The sequence below is a fragment of the Geobacillus genomosp. 3 genome (assembly GCF_000445995.2).
Taxonomy (GTDB): Bacteria; Bacillota; Bacilli; order Bacillales; family Anoxybacillaceae; genus Geobacillus.
Map to the genome: position 1 here is coordinate 1,605,999 of NC_022080.4, position 21,100 is coordinate 1,627,098.

22 protein-coding genes are annotated in these 21,100 nt (G+C 54.2%); 16 read left to right on the plus strand and 6 right to left on the minus strand.

Annotated features, from left to right (window positions below):
- Window positions 1-6: 6 nt before the first annotated feature.
- Window positions 7-177 carry a zinc ribbon domain-containing protein gene (locus tag M493_RS17660; RefSeq protein WP_081713467.1) on the plus strand — a complete coding sequence of 57 codons (171 nt, stop codon included), beginning with the start codon at window positions 7-9 and terminating at the stop codon, window positions 175-177.
- A 267-nt stretch (window positions 178-444) separates the two neighbouring features.
- On the opposite strand, the gene M493_RS08025 is transcribed toward M493_RS17660, so the two are convergent.
- The 3 genes from M493_RS08025 to M493_RS08035 all read right to left on the minus strand — a co-directional run bounded on the left by M493_RS08025 (window position 445) and on the right by M493_RS08035 (window position 3,670).
- Window positions 445-1,272 carry a serine/threonine protein kinase gene (locus M493_RS08025; protein ID WP_020959815.1) on the minus strand — a complete coding sequence of 276 codons (828 nt, stop codon included), beginning with the start codon at window positions 1,270-1,272 and terminating at the stop codon, window positions 445-447.
- Complete coding sequence (locus tag M493_RS08030; protein WP_020959816.1) at window positions 1,272-1,463, minus strand: hypothetical protein; 192 nt, start codon at window positions 1,461-1,463, stop codon at window positions 1,272-1,274. Before M493_RS08030 ends, M493_RS08025 begins: the two co-directional genes overlap by 1 nt.
- 119 nt (window positions 1,464-1,582) lie before the next feature.
- Window positions 1,583-3,670 carry a DNA topoisomerase III gene (locus tag M493_RS08035; RefSeq protein WP_020959817.1) on the minus strand — a complete coding sequence of 696 codons (2,088 nt, stop codon included), beginning with the start codon at window positions 3,668-3,670 and terminating at the stop codon, window positions 1,583-1,585.
- 341 nt (window positions 3,671-4,011) lie between these two features.
- Here M493_RS08035 and M493_RS08040 point away from each other — a divergent pair, with 341 nt between their 5' ends.
- From M493_RS08040 to M493_RS08050, 3 genes are read left to right on the plus strand one after another with little or no spacing between them, the layout of a single operon-like run.
- The gene (locus M493_RS08040; protein WP_020959818.1) at window positions 4,012-5,385 is read left to right on the plus strand and encodes a sensor histidine kinase; all 1,374 of its coding nucleotides are present in this window, start codon (window positions 4,012-4,014) and stop codon (window positions 5,383-5,385) included.
- A 2-nt stretch (window positions 5,386-5,387) separates the two neighbouring features.
- The gene (locus M493_RS08045) at window positions 5,388-6,068 is read left to right on the plus strand and encodes a response regulator transcription factor (RefSeq protein WP_020959819.1); all 681 of its coding nucleotides are present in this window, start codon (window positions 5,388-5,390) and stop codon (window positions 6,066-6,068) included.
- A 45-nt stretch (window positions 6,069-6,113) separates the two neighbouring features.
- Window positions 6,114-6,671 carry a TVP38/TMEM64 family protein gene (locus M493_RS08050; RefSeq protein ID WP_020959820.1) on the plus strand — a complete coding sequence of 186 codons (558 nt, stop codon included), beginning with the start codon at window positions 6,114-6,116 and terminating at the stop codon, window positions 6,669-6,671.
- A gap of 23 nt (window positions 6,672-6,694) precedes the next feature.
- Here M493_RS08050 and M493_RS08055 read toward each other — a convergent pair whose 3' ends face one another.
- Window positions 6,695-7,423 (minus strand): endonuclease/exonuclease/phosphatase family protein, encoded by a 729-nt coding sequence (locus tag M493_RS08055; RefSeq protein ID WP_023817608.1) that lies wholly within the window; start codon window positions 7,421-7,423, stop codon window positions 6,695-6,697.
- Between the two features lie 181 nt (window positions 7,424-7,604).
- Between M493_RS08055 and M493_RS08060 the strand changes: the two genes are divergently transcribed.
- From M493_RS08060 to M493_RS08085, 6 genes are all read left to right on the plus strand, one after another.
- On the plus strand, window positions 7,605-7,835 hold the full coding sequence (locus tag M493_RS08060) for a hypothetical protein (protein ID WP_020959822.1): 231 nt from the start codon (window positions 7,605-7,607) through the stop codon (window positions 7,833-7,835).
- Between the two features lie 237 nt (window positions 7,836-8,072).
- Window positions 8,073-8,348 carry a metal-sensing transcriptional repressor gene (locus tag M493_RS08065; protein ID WP_020959824.1) on the plus strand — a complete coding sequence of 92 codons (276 nt, stop codon included), beginning with the start codon at window positions 8,073-8,075 and terminating at the stop codon, window positions 8,346-8,348.
- 13 nt (window positions 8,349-8,361) lie between these two features.
- Window positions 8,362-10,758: a heavy metal translocating P-type ATPase gene (locus tag M493_RS08070; RefSeq protein WP_020959825.1), complete on the plus strand. Its 2,397-nt coding sequence runs from the start codon at window positions 8,362-8,364 to the stop codon at window positions 10,756-10,758.
- Between the two features lie 19 nt (window positions 10,759-10,777).
- Entirely contained in the window at window positions 10,778-10,981 is a 204-nt protein-coding gene (gene copZ, locus M493_RS08075) for a copper chaperone CopZ (protein ID WP_020959826.1), read from the plus strand.
- 185 nt (window positions 10,982-11,166) lie between these two features.
- A complete protein-coding gene (locus M493_RS08080) occupies window positions 11,167-11,754 on the plus strand; it encodes a YdhK family protein (RefSeq protein ID WP_020959827.1) in 588 nt (195 codons plus the stop codon).
- Between the two features lie 201 nt (window positions 11,755-11,955).
- Window positions 11,956-12,168 (plus strand): hypothetical protein, encoded by a 213-nt coding sequence (locus tag M493_RS08085; RefSeq protein ID WP_020959828.1) that lies wholly within the window; start codon window positions 11,956-11,958, stop codon window positions 12,166-12,168.
- A gap of 51 nt (window positions 12,169-12,219) precedes the next feature.
- On the opposite strand, the gene M493_RS08090 is transcribed toward M493_RS08085, so the two are convergent.
- On the minus strand, window positions 12,220-13,584 hold the full coding sequence (locus M493_RS08090) for an amino acid permease (RefSeq protein WP_020959829.1): 1,365 nt from the start codon (window positions 13,582-13,584) through the stop codon (window positions 12,220-12,222).
- A gap of 200 nt (window positions 13,585-13,784) precedes the next feature.
- Here M493_RS08090 and M493_RS08095 point away from each other — a divergent pair, with 200 nt between their 5' ends.
- From M493_RS08095 to M493_RS08120, 6 genes are all read left to right on the plus strand, one after another.
- Window positions 13,785-14,267, plus strand: coding sequence for a PH domain-containing protein (locus M493_RS08095; protein WP_020959830.1), 483 nt, complete (start codon window positions 13,785-13,787; stop codon window positions 14,265-14,267).
- Window positions 14,257-15,696: a PH domain-containing protein gene (locus M493_RS08100; RefSeq protein ID WP_020959831.1), complete on the plus strand. Its 1,440-nt coding sequence runs from the start codon at window positions 14,257-14,259 to the stop codon at window positions 15,694-15,696. The genes M493_RS08095 and M493_RS08100 overlap by 11 nt, the downstream gene beginning before the upstream one ends.
- Before the next feature lie 296 nt (window positions 15,697-15,992).
- A complete protein-coding gene (locus tag M493_RS08105) occupies window positions 15,993-17,222 on the plus strand; it encodes a DNA polymerase IV (RefSeq protein WP_020959833.1) in 1,230 nt (409 codons plus the stop codon).
- Window positions 17,219-17,407 (plus strand): hypothetical protein, encoded by a 189-nt coding sequence (locus M493_RS08110; protein WP_020959834.1) that lies wholly within the window; start codon window positions 17,219-17,221, stop codon window positions 17,405-17,407. The genes M493_RS08105 and M493_RS08110 overlap by 4 nt, the downstream gene beginning before the upstream one ends.
- Window positions 17,408-17,656: 249 nt before the next feature.
- Entirely contained in the window at window positions 17,657-18,862 is a 1,206-nt protein-coding gene (locus tag M493_RS08115) for a hypothetical protein (RefSeq protein ID WP_020959835.1), read from the plus strand.
- A gap of 36 nt (window positions 18,863-18,898) precedes the next feature.
- Window positions 18,899-19,567, plus strand: coding sequence for a hypothetical protein (locus M493_RS08120; RefSeq protein WP_020959836.1), 669 nt, complete (start codon window positions 18,899-18,901; stop codon window positions 19,565-19,567).
- A 99-nt stretch (window positions 19,568-19,666) separates the two neighbouring features.
- On the opposite strand, the gene M493_RS08125 is transcribed toward M493_RS08120, so the two are convergent.
- Window positions 19,667-21,040: an arsenic transporter gene (locus M493_RS08125; protein ID WP_020959837.1), complete on the minus strand. Its 1,374-nt coding sequence runs from the start codon at window positions 21,038-21,040 to the stop codon at window positions 19,667-19,669.
- Window positions 21,041-21,100: the final 60 nt, after the last annotated feature.

Below are 21,100 nucleotides of genomic sequence, written 5' to 3' on the forward strand. Positions count from 1 at the left end.
AGGAACATGGTGGAATCTCCGCATTTGCTTGTGGACCGGTCTAGGTTCTCCTCATCCAAAACGTGTTCATGCTATGGTCGAGTCAAGGCATCTTTATCTCTTTCTGAACGTACATTTCGCTGTGACTGCAGGTTGGTGGCCGATCGAGATGTCAACGACGCCATCGATATCAAGTAAAGAAGAAATGAGACAGTTGGCGTATCCTAACGCCTACCAGAACGGTGAGGCACACGGGGATCGCTCGGTCAACTTCCCATCATGAGATGGGATTACCCGAGAAGCCCCCATCGCTAAGCAAAGCGTAGGTGGTGGCAGTATGTCACAGGAAAGTAGCATGAGACCGATCCGCACCGGGAAACGGGGATCGCGATGCTCAGCCGGTGAAACCAAATTAAGCCCCTCTGTCGTGCCTAAGCGGGCGGGAGGGGCTTTGGCTTGTTAGGTTTAAAGCGCGCCAACTTGTGTCAGGTCGTTTTCGGCCAATAGCTGCCGAATATCGGCGATCAATTCGTCAACGCAGTCATACGGCGCATCCAACTGCAGCATTTTCCGTAAAATCGCCCGTGCTTTCGAGGACAAGTCGAGCTCTTCTTCCCAGCTTTTTTCATCCTCATTGGCGGGCTCGTAAGCGGAATATAGCAGAAATAAGGTGAAATGTCCGAGGGCATAAAAATCGCTTCGTGGGTGTGGTTCGCGCCGCAGTCGTTTTTCAAGCGGATCGCCATCATGAACATCGATCGATTCGCCCGTGCGGCACGCCAAGCCGAAATCGATGATGGCCACCGTTCCATGGCGCCAAATGATGTTTGGAATGCGTAAATCGCGGTGGACGATGCCGAAAGCATGGATATACCGAACGACATCAAGCACATCAAGCAACAATTGGAACGCTGCTCGTTCCGTGTACGTGATTCCGCACTCGAAAATCTGCTCTTCCACCGTTTGCCCATCGATATAGTCCATGACAAGATGCGGCTGTCCGCCTTCGATAAACATATCGTGCAGCAGTGGAATTTGTGGATGGCGCAAGCGGGCGAGCACGTCGGCTTCGCGTTGAAGCAGGCGACGGCCGTCTTCCCCTTTTGTCCGCCTTGCCTGTTTAATGACGACAAGCTGCCCGGTGTCACAATCGCGCCCTTGGTAGGCGATGCCGTAGCTGCCCATCCCGAGTTCTTTCATCACTTCGTAGCGGCCAGAAAGCACATCTCCGCTCCGGTGCGGGCGGTCAATCCAGCGGGCGATGAACGGATGGCGTTCAAACAGGCGGTTCATCAGCTGCCAAAAAAGCTCGAGAAAAAGCTGCCGCTGTGATGTTTCTTTTTGTAATGATGATGGCCGTACTGGGATGGGTGCTTATAGGAATAAGATTTCGGTGTATGGTAATCGCTGCTGCTATAATGCTTGTTATAGTGCGACGGGTGATGGTGCTGGCCGAAAAGTGACTTTAACAACTTTTTGAACATCACGAGATCGCTCCTTTACAGTAGATTTACTTATATATACGGGAACAGAGAAAAGAAGGTTTCGGATTCAGAAAGCTAAATGAACCGCCAGAGGCGTAGTTTCTGGCGGTTCACAGCGACTATTCTTTTTTTTCAAGCGCTTGTTTGAGCAGTTCTCCTAAACTCGTGCCAAACGATTCATTGGACGGACTGTATTTTTGGAGAAGCGCCCGTTCGTTTCCTTTTGCGGCGGTGCGTTTCGTTTCGTCCGCTTTTTCGACAATGTTGCACGGCCGGCATTGGAAATAGAGCCCGGCTTTGCCTTCGTGTATTTCCATGCGCCGGTGGCATTGCGGACAGCGGCGGTTCGACAGCTTCGGATCGCGTCTCCGGCGGTAGCGGCATTGTAAGTTCGAACAGACGAGCATCCGTCCATCTTTCGTTTTCCGTTCTTTTAAGAGGGCGCCGCATTCCGGGCAGGTAAGATTCGTCAAGTTCGGTGCTTTGTACGTCCGCTCGCTCTGTTTGATTTCCGCGACAAGCTGTTCCGTTTGCCGGCGAATGTTGGTCAAAAACTGTTTCGGGTTTCCGTTTCCGCGGGCGATCGCCTCGAGTTCCCGCTCCCAACGGGCGGTCAATTCCGGCGACTTCAGTTCATCATTGACGAGCTCAATCAGCTGTTTTCCTTTTTTTGTCGGATAAAAGCGGCCGTCTTTCCGCTCGACCGTTTCCGTCTCAACAAGCCGCTCGATGATGTCGGCCCTTGTCGCCGGGGTGCCGAGGCCGTATTTTTCCATTTGCGCAAGCAAGTCAGCCTCTGAATAGCGAGACGGCGGCTCGGTGAACGATTGTTCCATCTCAAGCCGCACCGATGGGAGCGCCTGGCCTTCCGCGAGATGCAGCAACATCGGTTGGGCCTTGCTGTCTTCCTTGCCGAGAACGGCTTTAAACCCGGTGTTTACAACCGCCGTTTCCCGTGCGACAAACGTCTCGCCGCCGATCTCCAAGACCGCAGTTGCTGTTTCATACTCATGCGGCGGGTAAAACAAGGCCAAAAAGCGGCGGGCGATCATGTCATACAGCTTGCGCTCATCCGCCGACAACTTTCCAAGGTCCAACCGTTCATCGGTCGGGATGATGGCGTGGTGGTCGGTTACTTTGGCATCGTTAAACACGCGTTTGCCGGCTTTCGCTTGTTTCGCCAGCAGCGGGGCGACCTCTTCTTCGTAACCGGGCTTTATCGCCTGCAGCCGGTCCGTCATCGTTGCTTCCATGTCGCTTGGCAAATAGCGCGAGTCGGTGCGCGGGTAGGTGACGAGCTTATGTTGTTCATACAGCCGCTGCAGCACCGAGAGCGTCTTTTTCGCCGAAAAGCCAAACCGTTTGTTCGCCTCCCGCTGCAGCTCGGTCAAGTCGTACGGCAGCGGAGCGGGCTCTGTTTTCCGCTTCCGGTTGACTGACACGACACGCGCCGGCTGGCCATGGAGGCGGTCTATCAGTTGTTTCGCCTCGTCCTGATTAAACAACCGCTTCCCGCCGTTTCGTTCCCACATCGCTGTAAGAGAACCGATGTGAGCATGAATCGTCCAATACGGGACGGGAACGAACGACTGGATGGCGCGCTCGCGTTCAATGATCATCGCCAGTGTCGGCGTTTGCACGCGCCCGGCTGAGAGCGGGTCGTTGTATTTTGTCGTCAAAGCGCGCGTCACGTTCAACCCGATCAGCCAATCGGCTTCGGCGCGGCAGACGGCTGATTCATACAGGCGGTCAAACTGCGCTCCGGGCTTTAACTGGCGAAATCCGTCGCGGATGGCGCGGTCGGTTTGCGAGGAAATCCATAACCGCCAAATCGGCTTTTTCCAACCGATCTTTTGCAAAATCCAACGTGCGACGAGCTCTCCTTCACGCCCGGCGTCGGTTGCGATGATGCAATCGCGCACATCCCGGCGTTTGGCTAAGCTTTCAATGGCGCGAAACTGATGGCTCGTTTGCCGGATCACTTTCAAACCCATTTGCTTTGGAATGATAGGCAAATCCTCAAGCCGCCACGTTTCATATTTCCGGTCATAGTCTTCCGGCATTTTGAGTTCGATCAAATGGCCGAGCGCCCAAGTGACAATATGCTGCTTTCCTTCAAAATAATGTTTATGCGCCTGCTTGCAGCCGAGCACGCGGGCGATATCGCGGGCGACGCTCGGCTTCTCCGCTAAAACGAGCGATTTCATCAATAAACTCCTTTCTGTCGTCTCCAAATGAGTCCAGTCTGTTTATTAGTATAATGGAAGAAAGGGAAAGACGCATCCGCCAGGCTCGGCTTTTATGAAGAACGAATCAGCTGAAGCGGCATGAAGGCCGATTCAAAAAGGCGGTGATACAAGAGGGAAAAGCATGTTGAATGGAACAAATTCCTCAAAACGGCCGTTTCCTAGATTCAAGGCCGGCGATGGAGCAAAAATCATGGTGTTTCCCCATCCTTTTTGACCGTATCCATACTTTCTGCACATTTGCCGGATAAAATAGTAAAATTAGAGCAGCATACGGTCTTGACCGATAAGGAGAGAAACACGTGCGAAAACTTTCGTGGAAACTTGGAATGTTGGTTTTTGCCTTCGTCTTGGCCATTGAAATGGTGCTGTTCGTTTCTCTTTACGCGACGCTCGTTCATGCGCGCATCGAAGAAGAATTCGCGCAGCTTCTGGCGCGGGGGAACAGCCACCGCAACGTCTTGGAAAAAAACCTTGACCAACCAACGCTTGCGCATGTGGCGATGATGGAATCGGAGGCGGAAACCGATGTCGTCATCACCGATGCGAAGCGCCAAATTCTATCGGCCTCTAGCGGCATTATCCCGTTTGCCGAAGAAATCATCCCATTGACGAACGGGCGCTCTATTCCCCGCGACGGCATGATGGTACAAACCGATTGGAAGCAGGCGTCACACATTGCGACGGTGAGCCCGATCCAAATCGGAGGCGAAACGGGTGGATATGTATACATGTTTCAAGACACCCGCTCGATTCAGACGATGGTGTATAAGCTGAAACATCATTTTGTCGTCGTCGGCGTGCTGTCGGTGTTGATCACGATGATGACGATCGTCTTTTTCTCCCGCATCATTACAACGCCGCTTTTACGGATGAAACAGGCGACCGAGGCGCTTAGCCAAGGCGACTTTTCAGTGCGTCTTGAGGTGAAGGGCGATGACGAACTTGCGCAATTAGGCAAAGCCATTCAAACGTTGGCGAACGATTTGGCGTATTTGAAACAAGAGCGAAGTGAATTTTTGGCGAGCATCTCCCATGAGCTGCGCACGCCGCTCACGTATGTGAAAGGATATGCCGACATTGCCCGACGGCCGCATCTGTCCGAGGCGGAGCGGGCGAATTATGTCGCGATCATTTACGAAGAGGCCGAAAAGATTGAAAAAATGGTGAAAGACTTGTTTGAGCTGGCAAGGTTGGAGCGACACTCGTTCCAGATTGAGAAGCAGCCGATCGATCTTTGTTCGTTTTTAGCCAAACTGTGCGAAAAGCTGCGCCCGGCGTTTCAGGAAAAAGCGCTGTCGCTTGTCTGCTCGTGCCCTGATGGGGTGACGGCTGCGGTTGACCGGCAGCGGTTTGAGCAAGTGATGATCAATGTGCTTGATAATGCGCGAAAATATGCGTTTCCTGGCACAACGGTGACGATCACCGTCCAGCCGCGAAAACATGGGGTCATCATGGCCGTTTCCGATCAGGGGGCCGGCATCCCGCCGGACGATGTCCCCCATATTTTTGAACGGTTTTACCGGGTGGATAAGTCGCGGTCGCGAAGGAGTGGAGGGACCGGGCTTGGGCTTTCCATTGCCAAAGAAATCGTCGAGGCGCATGGGGGAACGATCGCCGCAGAGAGCGAACCAGGGAAAGGAACGACCATCTTGATTACGGTGCCGGAGGGATGAGGATGTATACGTTGGTATTGGTCGATGATGAAGCGCGAATGCTCGATTTGTTGGACCTGTATCTGGCGCCAAACGGTTACCGTTGCGTGAAATGCCGTTCAGGGCAAGAGGCGATCGACTATTTGCGGGGCCATCACGCCGATTTGGTGCTGCTTGATGTGATGATGCCGGAACTTGACGGGTGGGAAACGTGCCGTCGCATTCGTTCGTTTTCCGACATCCCGATCATGATGGTCACTGCTCGCGACGAAACGGCCGATATCGTCCAAGGGTTGAAAATCGGAGCCGATGATTATGTCACCAAGCCGTTTGACGAGGCGGAGCTGTTGGCGCGTATTGAAGCGGTGCTGCGGCGTGCCGGTGCCCGCCGCTCGGCGATCCGCACGGCCGGGCTCGTGTGGGATGAAGAGGAACATGCCGTCCATTATGAAGGAAAGCCAATTCCGTTGACGCCGAAGGAGTTTGCCATTTTAGGGCTCTTCCTCAAACGCCCAAATCAAGTGTTCAGCCGCGGACAAATCATCGCCTCCTTATGGGGATATCTCGCCGATACGGAAGAGCGGACGGTGGATTCGCATATTAAAAACATCCGCGAAAAACTGCGCCAAGCCGGGTTTCCGGCTGACGACCATTTGCAGACGGTCTGGGGCGTCGGCTACAAATGGGAAGGGCGCAAGCCATAGCCGAACCGGGTGCAGCGCTTCGGAAAGTGAGGCGTTCCTTTTGTGATGAAAGATTGGATGATCGATTTGTTTCAAGCCTACGGCGGGGCAGCATACGTTTTGAGCCTGGCCTGCAATGTGGCGATCAGCGTGCTTGGGGTCGTCCCAAGCGCATTTTTGACAGCGGCCAATTTGACGGTGTTCGGCTTTTGGCCGGGCTTTTGGGTGTCGTTTGCCGGCGAGGCGCTCGGGGCGGTCGTCTCGTTCGTCTTGTACCGGAAAGGAGTTCGCCGATGGAACGGGACAAAATGGCTTTCCCATCCGAGCGTGAAGCCGCTGCTTCATGCGGGCGGCCGGGAGGCGTTTTTCCTCATTTTGGCACTGCGGTTGCTGCCGTTTGTACCATCCGGGGTGGTGACGTTTGTCGCCGCCATCGGCCGTACGTCCCTTTCCGTGTTTACGGCGGCGAGTTCGCTCGGCAAACTCCCGGCGTTATGGATGGAAGCGTATGCGATTCATCAATTTCTCGAGGCCGCCTGGTCGGGAAAACTGCTGCTCGCTGTTGCATCGATCGTTCTTTTGTGGTTCGTCTGGCGAAAGATAGGACAAAAAACAGCGGAGTGAAACAGAATTGCCCCAAAGGGCGGTCAGCCTAGGCGCAATACGGCCTTTAGCGGCAAATGGTCGGACGCCGTCGGCATGATCGTCACAACTTGTGCGCCCGCCGCGTGCAGCTGACGGCTGACAAAGATGTAGTCAAGCCGCCGGCGCGGGCGAAGGGACGGATACGTATCGCCGCTTCCTGTTCCTACTTTTTTCCATATATCATCCGCCTCACGGGCCATGCGCTGCCATGGACGGGAGCCGGGTCTCATGTTCCAATCGCCCATGACAAGAAATGGAACGGATTGACGGTGCAACCGCTCGATGAGAAAATCAGTCTGTTTCCGGTGCAGCAGCGGGTTGAGGCTGAAGTGGGTGACATACACGGCAAGGGGCTGGCCGTGAACGGACACGATCGCCTCGAGCACCGATCGCCCTTCCCCCATTCCCAATGCCGCGCGCAATGCGTGATGTTGTCGGGCGGTAATCGGGTAGCGCGACAACAGCCCGTTTCCGTATTGGCGGATGACTCCAGGTTGTTTCGCCCTCCACGATACGGAAGGGCTGAACGCATGATGCATCCGCAACTCTCTTGCCAGCCAGCCGATTTGATCCTCATAGTGGCTTCGCCGTGAAAAATAACGGTCCACCTCGTTCAGGCCGATGATGTCGGCGCCGCTTTGTTTAATCACAGCAGCGATTCGGCGCAAATCCACCTTTCCGTCCATGCCTTTGCCGTGGCGGATGTTAAACGTCATAACGCACAGTTCCACCGCCCGCTCTCACTCCTTCAAAAATGCTGGCCTAGCAAAGTTTTCCTTCATCCCATTTTGGCCATCATGGCGGTCTTTTAGTCAGAAGGAGGCAGACAAAAAGTTGTCACGCCTTTTGGATACATTCTCCATCATTTTGGTCTAAGATGGAGATGAAACCGAAAGAAAGGTGGGCACTCTAATGAAGAAAGTCACAGGAGGCTTGTTGGCTGCTGCGTTGGTGCTAGGGGCCGGAACAGCTGTTTTGGCCAACACGAACGGCCCGCTCTCGTTTGAGCAAATGCTCCCTCATATGAAAAGCATGCATCCGGATTTATCGGAGCGCCAGTTGCAAGACATGTATAACGCCTGCCACGGGGCAAACGGAGAAAAAACGGGCCAGCCGTCCCAAACGATGATGAACCGGTTTTAGCGAACGAAAGAAGCGGCTTGCACCACAAGGCAGCGGATCGATCCATGACCGAAGGGATCGGCAGGCGCCGTTTCCGCCATCATCCGCCGCCTGGCAGGCCGCCTTTCTTTTTTGTCATGAAAAGGAAGAAAATTCATTGCAACATTATACCCCATTCGGGTATAATGTATATAGATTAAAAAAGAGGTGAGAACCGTGACCCAACCACCACATGACCCCCATGCTGGTCATGGAACGATGGTCCCGCGCACGAAAGAGGAAATCGAGAACATTGTGAAACGGTTGAAGCGCATCGAAGGGCAAGTGCGCGGGGTGCAAAAAATGGTCGAAGACAATCGCTATTGTATTGATATTTTGGTGCAAATTTCCGCCATCCAAGCGGCGCTGCGTCAAGTGGGGATGCAGCTGCTTGAGCGCCATGCGAACCATTGTGTGGCGAAAGCGATTCGCGAAGGAAGCGGCGAAGAATCGCTCCGCGAGTTGATGAACGTGATCAAACAGTTTTCGAAATAAGGGGAGATGACCGATGGGAGAACCCAAAACGGTGACGCTTCACATCACCGGCATGACGTGTGCCGCCTGCTCCAACCGGATTGAAAAAGTGTTGAACAAACTAGACGGGGTCAAGGCGAACGTCAACTTGGCCATGGAAAGGGCGACGATTCAGTTCGATCCGGGAAAACAGCGCCTGGCGGAGATCGCGGCGAAAATTGAGCAATTGGGATATGGCGTCGCGAAGGAAACCGTGGCGCTCGATATTTCCGGGATGACGTGCGCGGCGTGCGCGGCGCGGATTGAAAAAGGGCTGAAGCGGATGGACGGCGTCACCACGGCCGCAGTCAACTTGGCGACGAACAGCGCCATCGTCGAATACCAAGAAGGGGTGCTGTCCGTTGAGGACGTGATCAAGAAAATCGAGCATCTTGGATACAAAGGCCGCCTCCGCGGCGAGCAGCAGGGCGCCCGCCGCGATGACGAGGAATGGAAACAAAAGCGGTTTCGGCTGATATTGTCAACGGTGCTCTCGCTCCCGCTGTTGTATACGATGATCGCCCATTTGCCGTTTGGCCTCGGTCTGCCGATGCCGCATTGGTTGATGAATCCGTGGGTGCAGCTTTTGCTGGCGACTCCGGTGCAGTTTTACATCGGCGGCCCGTTTTATCTCGGCGCGTACCGGGCGTTGCGCAACAAAAGCGCAAACATGGATGTGCTTGTCGCCCTCGGCACGTCGGCCGCCTACTTTTATAGTTTCTATGAGGCGCTCAAAACGTTGGCTGACCCGGCGTATGCGCCGCGGCTGTATTTTGAGACGAGCGCGGTGCTGATTACGCTCGTTTTGGTCGGCAAATATGCCGAGGCGCTCGCCAAAGGGCGGACGACGGAAGCCATTTCGAAGCTGTTGAGCCTGCAGGCGAAAGAGGCGACGGTCATCCGCGACGGAACCGAACAAAAAGTGCCGCTCGAACAAGTCGTCGTCGGTGATACGATCATCGTCCGGCCGGGCGAAAAAATTCCGGTGGACGGAACGGTCATCGCCGGGGCCTCATCGGTCGATGAATCGATGATTACGGGCGAATCGATTCCGGTCGATAAAAAGGAAGGCGACCCCGTCATTGGCGCGACGATCAACCAAAACGGCATTTTGACGATCCGGGCGGAAAAGGTCGGGAAAGATACAGCGCTCGCCCACATCGTCCGCATTGTGGAGGAAGCGCAAGGATCCAAAGCGCCGATTCAGCGGATGGCCGACATCATCTCCGGCATTTTCGTCCCGATTGTCGTCGCCATTGCGGCCGTGTCGTTTCTCGTTTGGTACTTCATCGTGGCGCCGGGCGACATCACCGCCGCTTTGGAAGCGGCCATTGCCGTGCTCGTCATCGCCTGCCCATGCGCGCTCGGCTTGGCGACGCCGACTTCGATTATGGTCGGCACCGGCAAGGGGGCGGAGTACGGCATTCTCTTTAAAGGAGGTGAGTACTTAGAGAGAACGCAGCAAATCGAAGCGGTGTTGCTCGATAAGACGGGAACGGTGACAAAAGGCAAACCGGAAGTGACCGATGTCATCGCGCTCCGGGACGACATGCTTGTGTATGCCGTTTCGGCCGAGAGCGCTTCGGAACATCCGCTGGCGCAAGCGATCGTCGCGTACGGGAAAGAACACGGGATCGCGCCGAAACCGCTTGACCGCTTCTCGGCTATTGCCGGCCATGGCATTGAGGCGGTGGTGGACGGCCAATTTGTGTTGGTCGGCACGCGCAAACTGATGACGGAACGGTCAGTTGACATCTCGAGCGAAGAGGAACGAATGGCGGCGCTTGAAGCGCAAGGGAAAACAGCGATGCTTGTCGCCGTCAACGGAAAACCGGCGGGCTTGATCGCTGTGGCGGATACGGTGAAAGAAAGCTCGAAACAGGCCATTCGTGCGTTAACGCAAATGGGCATTGACGTGTACATGGTGACAGGCGACAACCGCCGCACCGCAGAAGCCATCGCCAACGAAGTCGGCATTCGCCATGTGTATGCGGAAGTGCTGCCGGAAGAGAAGGCGAACATTGTCGCCAGGCTGCAGCAACAAGGAAAACGGGTGGCGATGGTCGGCGACGGCATTAACGACGCCCCGGCCTTGGCGAAAGCCGATATCGGCATGGCGATCGGCACCGGCACCGATGTAGCGATTGAAACGGCCGACGTGACGCTGGTCGGCGGCGATTTGGCCCATATCCCGCAGGCGATCGAGTTGAGCCGGAAAACGATGAGAAACATCCGCCAAAACTTGTTTTGGGCGCTGTTTTACAACACGGTCGGCATTCCGGTCGCAGCCGCCGGCTTGTTGGAGCCATGGATCGCCGGCGCGGCGATGGCGTTTAGCTCCGTTTCGGTCGTGGCCAATGCGCTTCGCTTAAAACGGGTGAAACTATCATGATCACGGGAGGAAAGAAACGATGACGATCACGTTACAAGTGCAAGGAATGACATGCGGCCATTGCAAAGCGGCCGTCACCAATGCGCTGCAACAACTCGATGGCGTCCGCCGGGTCGACGTCCATTTGGAACAAGGAACGGTCGATGTGGAGTACGATGAAGCGAAAGTGACCGTTGACCAGTTGAAAACCGCGATTGAAGACCAAGGGTACGATGTCGTCTGACCATTGGGCATCCCCTCAAGCGAGGGGGTGCTTTTTTCGTGTTAAAACGGTGCGGCTAGACCGCCACAGAATTTTCCGCTGAATTTCCAGACACGCGATCAACCCATTTTTCCTTGACCAAGGCCATCTCCACAAAATCTGCACAAATGTTGGGTATGCTAAGGAAGGCAAGGAGGGTGAAAACGATGAAAAACTGGAGAATGTTGGTTGGGGCGGCTTCCCTAACAGCAGCGTTGTTGGCATCCGCCTGCGCCGGCGCCGGAAACGACGAAGCCGCGCCCAATGAACAAGCCGGCCAGGAGGAAACCCATAATGCCCACAGCGGCCATGAAGGAATGAACCACTCCGGCTCCGGCGACGTTCCGGCGGGATTGGAAGAGGCGAAAAACCCGGCCTATCCGGTCGGAAGCAAGGTCATCATCCATGCCGACCATATGCCGGGGATGAATGGGGCGAAAGCAACCGTCACCGGCGCATTTGACACAACCGTCTACACCGTGACGTACACTCCGACGACCGGCGGGAAACCAGTCAAAAACCACAAATGGGTCATCCACGAAGAAATTGAAAACGCCGGTAACAAACCATTCCAGCCGGGCGATGAAGTCGTCTTGAACGCCGATCATATGGAAGGGATGAAAGGGGCCAAAGCGGTCATTGATTCGGCGAAACAAACGACGGTGTATATGGTCGATTACATTGATACAGAAACCGGTAAAAAAGTGACAAACCACAAATGGGTGACTGAAGACGAGCTGTCGCCGGCCAACTAACGAATCATCATCGGTGTTTCAGCCAAACGCACAGCCATTTCCCTTGGAGCATAGGGGAATGGCTTGTTTTTTCGGCTCATTTGTGAAAATTGTGATATAATTATACGAAAATCACCTATTTTTTCAAAAAATAGACATAGGCGGCTTCGCCTGCTGTCTTACGGATCGATCGGGGGAACGGGAGAAAGGAGGGGAGAAACGATGCGGAGATTTTGGTTGGGAGTTATGTGGTTTTCAGTGGTTTGGGTGCTTTACGGCATCGGAGCGGCAGGGTATCACTTATGGACGGAACACCGGATGGACGGACAGGCGTTGATTCTCGCGCTCGGCATGGCGATCATGGCCTGGCGCGCATGGGACGAATATCGTGGGAACGGTTGGACACGGAAAAAGGAAGACGGGCGCCATCTATGATGAAAGAACGCCCGTCTCTAGCTGTCGCCCGAGCGAAAAGAGGCGGTTTGGTTACGCCGTCCGCCTCGGCGTTTTCGGTTCATGCTGCTGTTTTTCTTGGATGGTTGAACAGATGGCTAACAGAACGAAGACCGCCACACAGAGGAACGAACCGATCCGGTGCTCTCCTTGAAGCAAAAAGCCAAGCCAAATCGCTCCGAGCGCCCCGACCGCCGCTACCGTCGTGTACGGAAACCCTTTCGTTTGGAAAAACGGCTTCGTTTGGTAATGCGGCCGCAGCTTCAGTTGAGCGGCGCCGATCATCATCCAAACGATCAGCACCGTAAACCCGGGGATCGTCATCAATTCTCCGATGATCCGCCCGGGCGCCAAGTAGGCGCCGATCACGCCGGCGGCGATGCAGATGGCGACCATGCCCATCCCGTACAGCGGAACCCCATGTTTCGTCGTCCACTGCAAGCGGCGGCTTGCTTCTCCTTGTTCGGCCATGGTGTACAGCAGCCGGGAAGTCGCATAGACGCCCGTATTGGCCGCCGATAAGACGGCAATGAGCAACACCGCGTTCATGACATGGGCCGCGCCGGGCAACCCGATCGCTTCCAACACTTGGACGAACGGGCTGTTCGTTTCCGAGACGGTGTTCCATGGCATAATGCCGCAAATAATGGCCATTGGCAAAAGATAAAAGCCGACAACCCGCCAGATCGTTGTGCGGATGACGCGCGGCAGCACCCGGTCGGCGTCTTTCATCTCCGTCACCGCCACCCCGATCAGCTCCGCTCCGCCATAGGAAAACATCACGATAAGCAAGGCGCTGAGCGTACCGGCCAGTCCATGCGGAAACCACCCGCCGTCGCCGGCGGACGGAAACGAGCCGTCCATGTCGCTCGGGATCACGCCAGCCCATACGCCCGCCCCGAGCACGATAAACACTACTAGCGCTACCACTTTCAGGCCGGCCAGCCAAAATTCCGCTTCTCCGTAATACTTCACAGGGAAAAGATTCAACCCCATGATCAAACACGCGCATAGAAGTGCAAGCAGCCATAACGGCGCAGACGGAAACCAATAGTTCAGAAAGCTGCCGGCAGCCAGCAGTTCGACCACGGTGACCAACGTCCAATTGATCCAATACAGCCACCCGACGATCCATGACAGGCGAAAGCCAAACGCCCGGCGGATCAAATGTTGAACGTTCGAACCCGGGTACGCGATCGCCATCTCGGCCAGTGCAGCCATAATCAAAAACAACAGCACGCCGCCGATCAAGTACGTGAGCACGACGCTTGGTCCGGCGATATGAATGGCCTCGGCGCTTCCTTTAAAAATGCCGGTGCCGATCATCCCCCCTAACGCGATCAGCTGAACGTGGCGGGGCAATAGTCCTTTTTGCAGCTGGGGACGGGATTGTTCCATGTTCACAACAACCTTTCTATCTCGGATGATCATTCACAGATGTGCTTTGCTGCTTTTGTGCGGTTAAGGAAAAAAGATAGTTTTAGAATATAATAAGTTGTTCACGCTGTCAACGGTTCGCGAAAAAGGCATCGTCATCATGGAAATGTTTTGTTATACTGGGAACGGAAATGATTTTGTGCAAAAAGGAGATTGCGAGAATGCGGTACGATCACGGCAAACCGATCTCGATCAAAGCAGTCACCGTGTGGCGCTTGACCGGAGCGCTCGGAACGTTGGCTTCCGGCGTGGTGGTCGGGGGAGTCATGTGGTTGCTTTTGCGCTTTCATGCTCCTCCTTGGCTATGGGCGGTGTTGGCCGGCGTTTGGGTGGTGGAAGCGATCGTATGGGTCGTCTGGCTCCCTCCGTTGCGGCAAAAACGTTGGCGCTATGACATTCGCGAAGAAGAGATTGACATTCAGCGAGGGGTCTGGTCCACGAGACGGACTTTGATCCCGATGGCTCGCGTTCAGTACGTCGATGTGCGCCAAGGCCCGCTTTTGAAGCGGTACAAGCTGGCCTCCATCGCGGTGTTCACGGCGGCGGCTGCCCATGAAATTCCCGCCCTGCGGATGGACGAAGCAGAGCGGCTTTGCCGTTTGATTGCCGAGTGGGCGAAGGTGGCAGATAGCGATGATGTCTAAACGTCGTCTCCATCCGGTCGCGATTCTCTCGGGGGTTGGAAAAGAATTGAAGAATATGATCGTTCCGTTGCTCGTGATCATCGCAGCCGGCAGCCGCAACCGCTTCTCTTGGCGGGATTTCATCGTGCCGCTGGCGGCTGTCGTATACACCGTGGTGATGGGCGTTCTTTCGTGGATCCGCTTTACGTACGCTTGGGATGAAGATCGCTTGCTCGTGGAAGAAGGGGTGTTTGTCCGCAAAAGACGTTCGATTCCGTTGGAGCGCATTCATGGGATGTCGGTCACGGAAGGCGTATGGCAGCGGATGGCAGGGGTTGTCCAAGTGCATATTGAAGCGGCAGGCCATGTGCTAGGTGAAGCGGAAGTGATGCTGCGGGCCATCTCACGGGAAGAGGCCCGCCAACTGCAACGATGTGTCGAACAAGCGAAAAGGAAGGCGGAAACCATTGACCATCCGGCGTCCAACGCAAACCGCTGTCCGCCTCCTGCCCTGTTTACGTTATCGATGAAAGAAGTTTGGATCGTTTCATTAACAAGCGGCGGCACGCTTGGCGTGGTCGTGGCGTTAGGGGCGTTTTTGTCGCAATTAGTCGACTTCATTCCATATGAAGCGCTCGTTCGCGATATTCAGTCGACATGGAACGGGCATAGCCGTTGGTTTCTAGGGGGATTCGTCTTCGTCGTTTTGTTTGCCGCTTATGGAGTAGCCATCGTGCAAAACATGGTCCGATACGCTTCGTTTGCCGTGCGGAAACAAGAAGATACGATTGTGATCACCCGTGGATGGCTGGAGCGAAAATCGGTGTCAATCCCTGTTGCCCGCGTTCAAGGCGTCGTCATTCATGAGAATTGGCTGCGCCGATTGTTCGGATATGCTTCGGTGTCCTTGATTCATGCCGGTGGAGGGCTCGATGGCGGCGAAGCGGGCGATGTGGTGCTTTGTCCGCTGATCAAAAAGAATCGGGTGGCGTCGATTATGCAAACTTGCTTGTCTGAATATGATCCCACCGTCGCCTTTCATCCATTGCCGAAGCGAGCCAAGTCCCGTTATATGCTTCGCCCGCTATGTTGGCTTGTGATTCCGGCTGTTTTGGCGGCGTATGTTGAACGTCCGTGGGGAGTGATGGCTTTCTTGTTATTGCCATTCGGGGCATGGATCGGCGCATGCCGCTTCCATCTCGCAGGCTGGGCGCTTTCGCCGGGGCAGCTCGCTCTTCGCAGCGGCCTGTTTCGGCAAACGACGACATATGTCTTGAAACGCCACGTACAATCGTTCCAATCATCGGCGACATGGTGGCAAAAGCGAAAGCGGCTTACAACCATTTCCGTTTCCGTCATGCCGCTTGGCACCCGCGCCCGCGTCGTCGATGTGGATGAAGCAAATGCGGTTGTCATGTCCCGCTGGCTCGAAGGGAAACGGAAGAAATAAGCATGATGCGTCACGAGACCGTATTGTCCGCTTTCCGTCTTATCCGGAAAAAGGAGGTCGTGGCGGTGGAGGGTGAAACGGATTTTGTTCAAGGAGCGGCTTCGCTGCATGCTCAATCAGGTGATGCGGCAGCAGCCAGGCTTCTGATATAGCATTCCAGCCACGCGGGCAACTAATGGGTTCGTCCCCTTTACGCCTCTTGTGAGGTTCCGCTTGCAGGAGAATCGAGTATATTCAAATGACAAATGATCTGATACAATATAATAGAAAGAACACGAAAAAAGAAGGGACAAGTCATGCCACGAGAGCGTGAATCCCGCGGACGGGTCATTTTTCATATCGACTGCAACTCGTTTTTCGCCAGCTGCGAGATTGCCCGCGATCCGTCGCTTCGGGGAAGGCCGATCGTTGTGGCGGGGGACCCAAAAGAGCGGAGGGGGATCGTGCTGGCGGCCAGTTATGCGGCGAAACAGCAGTTTGGCATCTATACGACGATGCCGCTTACGGAAGCGAAGAAGCGCTGTCCGTCGCTCGTTGTGCGCCCGCCGGATTTCGCCTTTTACCGCGAAATGAGCCGCCGCTTGTTCCAATGGCTGGAGCGTTTCCCGCACGTTTTAGAGCGCGCTTCGATCGATGAAGGCTATTTGGACGTGACCAACCGGGCATCAATCGTTCACCCGCTGGCTTTTGCCCGCCACATCCAACAGGGGCTTTTGGAGCAGCTGTCGATTCCCGTCAGCATCGGAATCGCCCCGAATAAGTTTTTGGCCAAAATGGCAAGCGAGATGAAAAAGCCGCTCGGCATCACGGTGCTGCGCAAACGCGACGTTCCGCACGTCCTTTGGCCGCTTCCGGTTGAACAGATGCATGGTGTCGGCGACAAAACCGCCAGGAAGCTGCAGGCGCTCGGTTTGCGCACGATCGGCGATATGGCGAAGGCTGACCGGACGCTTCTTGAGCGGACGTTTGGCGTCTTTGGCCTGCGCCTTCACGAGCGGGCCAACGGCATCGACCCGCGTCCGGTCGACCCGGAAGCAGCGGAGAAATGGAAGTCGGTCGGGAACTCGACGACGCTGCCGCACGATGCAGACGACGAACAAGAACTGCGGGCCGTTTTGCGCCAGCTGGCCGAATCCGTCAGCGCGCGGATGAAACAAAAGCGGGTCGTCTCGCGGACCGTTCAGTTAACGATCCGCTACCACGATTTTCGCACGATCACCCGCAGCCAAACCGAGGCGGCGCCGTTGCAAACGGCGGACGACCTCTTTCGGGCGGCGGCGCGGCTGTTGAAAAGGCATTGGGACGGACGCCCGGTGCGGCTTCTTGGCGTCGCCGCGCTTCGTGTGTTTGATGAGCGGGAAGAAGGAAAACAGCTCGATTTGTTTCATTATGAAGAGGAAGCGAAAGCTGAAGCGCTTCGAAAGACGGTTGAACAACTGCGGGCGAAATTTGGCGAACGTGCGCTCCAAATGGGGGCGGAATGGCTTTCGTCTAATCTGGAAGAAAAGGAGAGAGGAGAACGGTGACAGGATTGATGGTTGCTGCAGCTGTCGTGATGGTTGCAGGTTTGATCGGCACGCTCGCACTTTCCGGCCGCGGGGATGAACAGTACACATCGGCAACAAAAGGGAATCTCACCCGCCTAGTGTTGATTTACGCAGGGTTGGCGGTCGTTTTGGCGGCAGGGATCGGGATCTACATGGCGCTATAACGGGAAAGCCACTGTATTGGCTGTCCATCGGCTTGAAAAGGGGGCTTATGAGAAGGCAAGCAGTCGAATGAGGAACAAACGAATGCCGATCGTTCAGCAGCCGGCCAGAGCGCCCAAAGCGGGAAAGTGTGTCAACAGGCCGGCCTATTTTTTTAGCTTAGGTTGTTGGCGGATGCCGATTTTCGCTGGATACGTATATATACAGTATGAATATCCCTTATGGACAACAGTGCAGGAAGGAGTATGGAAATGGTGGTATACGACATGCATGGAGCGTCCATGCCGCTTGAGTCAAACGGGGAATGGCAATCACTAATCGGAAAAACCGTGACCGTCTACCGCGGCGGTCCCGAATCGAAAACAGGGAAACTTCTCGATGTCCAGTCAGATTATCTTGCCCTTTTCAATGAAAATGAATCCGCGATGATTTATTATGCATTGCACCATGTCCAAAGCATTAGCGAAAACGCAAAAGCCAATTCGGTTCCGTCGTTTTCTTCCTCTAGCAGCGAACCCGTTTTGCCAATAGGGGCGCCGAATTTTCATGAGCTGTTAAGCAGCTTGGTCAACGAGCGCATTCAAGTCAACCAGGGGGGGCCGGAGTCGAAACAAGGAACGTTATTAGGCGTGAGTGACGATCATATTATTCTCTTCACGAAAGATGACGGCATCGTGTTTTACCATCTCCGCCATATTAAAAGCGTTCGCGTACAAACAAACAACGAGGAAAACAAAGCGGCAGCCAACGAGGTTCAAGCCGCGAGACATGAAGTGCATGCAGCAGAAGAAGCGGCAGCCCAAGCCTCAGGGCATAATGTTATGGAAGCAGCAGGCAAGGCAGCCCATACGTCCGAAGGAGCACCGGAAGGCCAAGAACATGACCTGTCTCCCCCGCCCGTTTACGTCAAGGCCGAAAACTTCGCCGATTTGTTTGCGCGTCTTACCCATACATGGGTGGCGATCAATCGCGGAGGGCCGGAAGCGGTCGAAGGCATCCTAGTTTCGGGTGGAAGCGGCTATTATACGATTGTTAACCGGGATGAAATCATCCGGATGAATCCCGAGCACATGAAAAGCATCAGCTGCGGACCTAAAGGGGCGTTCCAGGCGATGAATGCCACGAATGCCGAAGAAGAAAAGGAAACGGGCCAAACTAAAGCGGCACATGGGTCCAATCAAGCCGGGCATGAGGCGAAAAAGACCGAAAATGCGCAGAAACAAGAAGCGGGAGAAGCAAAAGCGAAGCAAAAAGAGCAAGGTGGCAAGAAAAAGGCGGAAGGGAAGGAGAAAGAAAAAGAGAAAGCGAGACAAGGGGAACGACAGGTTAACGACAAGGTCCGCGAACAAGGCAAAGACCAAAAGAAAACAGACGGCCAGGGCGACAAGAAAAAGGCGGAAGAAAAAGGGAAAGGTGAGAAGGCGAAAAAGGGAGACCGTAGTCATCGGCGCGGTTAAACCAATGTCGCCCCGTAAAACCAAAGGGTGAAAAACATGGATCTGTTGAAAACGTTGCTCGGCAAGCAAGTCAAAGTAGAGATTTCCGGAGGAACTGTTGTTCGGGGGGTGTTGATTGATTTTGGGCTCGATATTTTAGTCCTCTATACCGGGAAAGAGTATTTGTACATTCCCCACCTGCATATTCACCACATTCAGCTTCATGCGGATCCCGAATTCTTGATCGATCCCCCTTTTCCTGAAGTTCCTTTGCAAGAGGATACGGGAATTTCCTACCGAAAAACATTATTGAACGCCAAAGGGCGGTTTGTGGAGATTTACGTGATCGGCAACAAATCGATTCACGGTTACATTACCAACGTACTGAACGATTACTTCACCTTTTACTCCCCAGTCTACAAAACGATGCTCATTTCACTCAATCATTTAAAATGGCTGACCCCTTACCAGACAACCATTACACCGTACACATTAGGGAACGATGCGCTGCCCGTGCAGCCGACTCCTCTTTCCTTGCAGCGGTCGCTTGAGGAGCAGCTCAAAAAAATGGAAGGCCACTTGGCCATTTTCGACTTGGGCGATCACCCGCTGAAAATCGGGTTGTTAAAGGAAGTGCAAAACAATATCGTTCATCTAGTGACCGCAGGTGGGGAATCGGTTTACTGGAAAGTGATTCATTTAAAAACCGTGCATTTTCCGTCGTAGGATGACGGAATCGTTTTGGGTACGATGGATGCCATGTATGGATGCATGCCGAAAAGTTCACGAAAAATCCCTCCTTCGTCACCGTGCGAGGAGGGATTTTTATAGAAGGTTCACAGATGATAAAAAGAAAATCCAACTATACAGCATGGCAAGGGTGAACAACACCGTCGGCGGAATGACCAGAAGTGAGATTTTCGTATAAGCGGACCAAGGAAGCGGATAGCGGTATTTTTGTAAGATATGGAGCCAAAGCAACGTTGCGAGCGTCCCGGTCGGCAACAGCAGCGCGCCGATATCGCTCCCGATAATCATCGCCAAATACGCCGCTTTCAGCACGAGCGGGTCGGTATGCATTTCGGCCAATGTCAACGTTCCGATCATGAGCGCAGGGTGGTTGTTAAATACATTGGACAAAACAGACATCATGCTTCCCATGACGAAAATGGCGTGAAACAGATTGGACACATAAGGCTGCAATTGTTGCACGAAGTAATGTCCCAAGCCGGCCCCGTTTAACCCGTATACAATAATATACATTCCAAAGGCAAAGACAAGGATGTGCCACGGCGCTTTCCGCAACACGTCAAATGGCCTCGTCTTAAACGTGTACCACCGCCATCCTAGCAGCAAGCCCGACCCCACCAGAGCCACCCATTCGACCGGGATATGAACGTAGGAAGCGACAAACAAACTAGCCCGCATTGCCAATACAAAGAGAAGAATCGCCTTCATCCTTTGTTTCGATATGTTCAAATCGTCATAGCCAGCGGAATCGCGGAGGGGATGTTGGTAAAACGAGCGCGGGGTGATGGGGACGGATAGCGGGGGAAGTGTTCTAGGAAGATCTTTGTAAAAAACGGCAAACAACATGCCGGTCAAAAAGAGCAGCCCAAGCGTAGCAGGGATGAACATCATCGCTGTTTGCGCGTACAGGCTCATATCAATAATCTTTAACGAAATTAAGTTCACCATGTTGCTCACACCGATCGGCGCGCTTGAGGCGGTGGCGATGAGCGCGCCGCTCACCAAGTACGGAAACTGTTCTCGCTTTTTGAGTTGAAAGCTCTTTAAGAGCAGCAGCAAAATCGGGGTTGTGATGATGATGCTGCCGTCGTTGTTGAAAAACAGCGTCATGAGAAAGCAAAGCGCATTGGTGTACCAAAACAGCCGAACACCGGAGCCGTTGGCCCGTTCAGCCAACATGGCGGCGATCCAGTGAAAAAAGCCGATGCTCTCGAGCACAAGCGCCATGATAAACGTGGAGATGATGGTGACCGCTGCGCCGCCTACTTTGGTGCTAATGTTGATGAGATTGGAAAAACTGACTGCTCCGCTCACAAGAGTGATCACCGCACCGACCGCGGCCGGGATGGCTTCATGCATTCCTTTCGGGCGCCAATAGATGAGCAGGAGTGTAAAGAAAAACGTAAGCACGATCAGGATATCGATGATGACAAGCCTCCTTTCTTGCATTTTCTTCGTTGAAGCGGTATGGGTGAACTGTCTATAGTATTCATTTGTACTGCATCTATA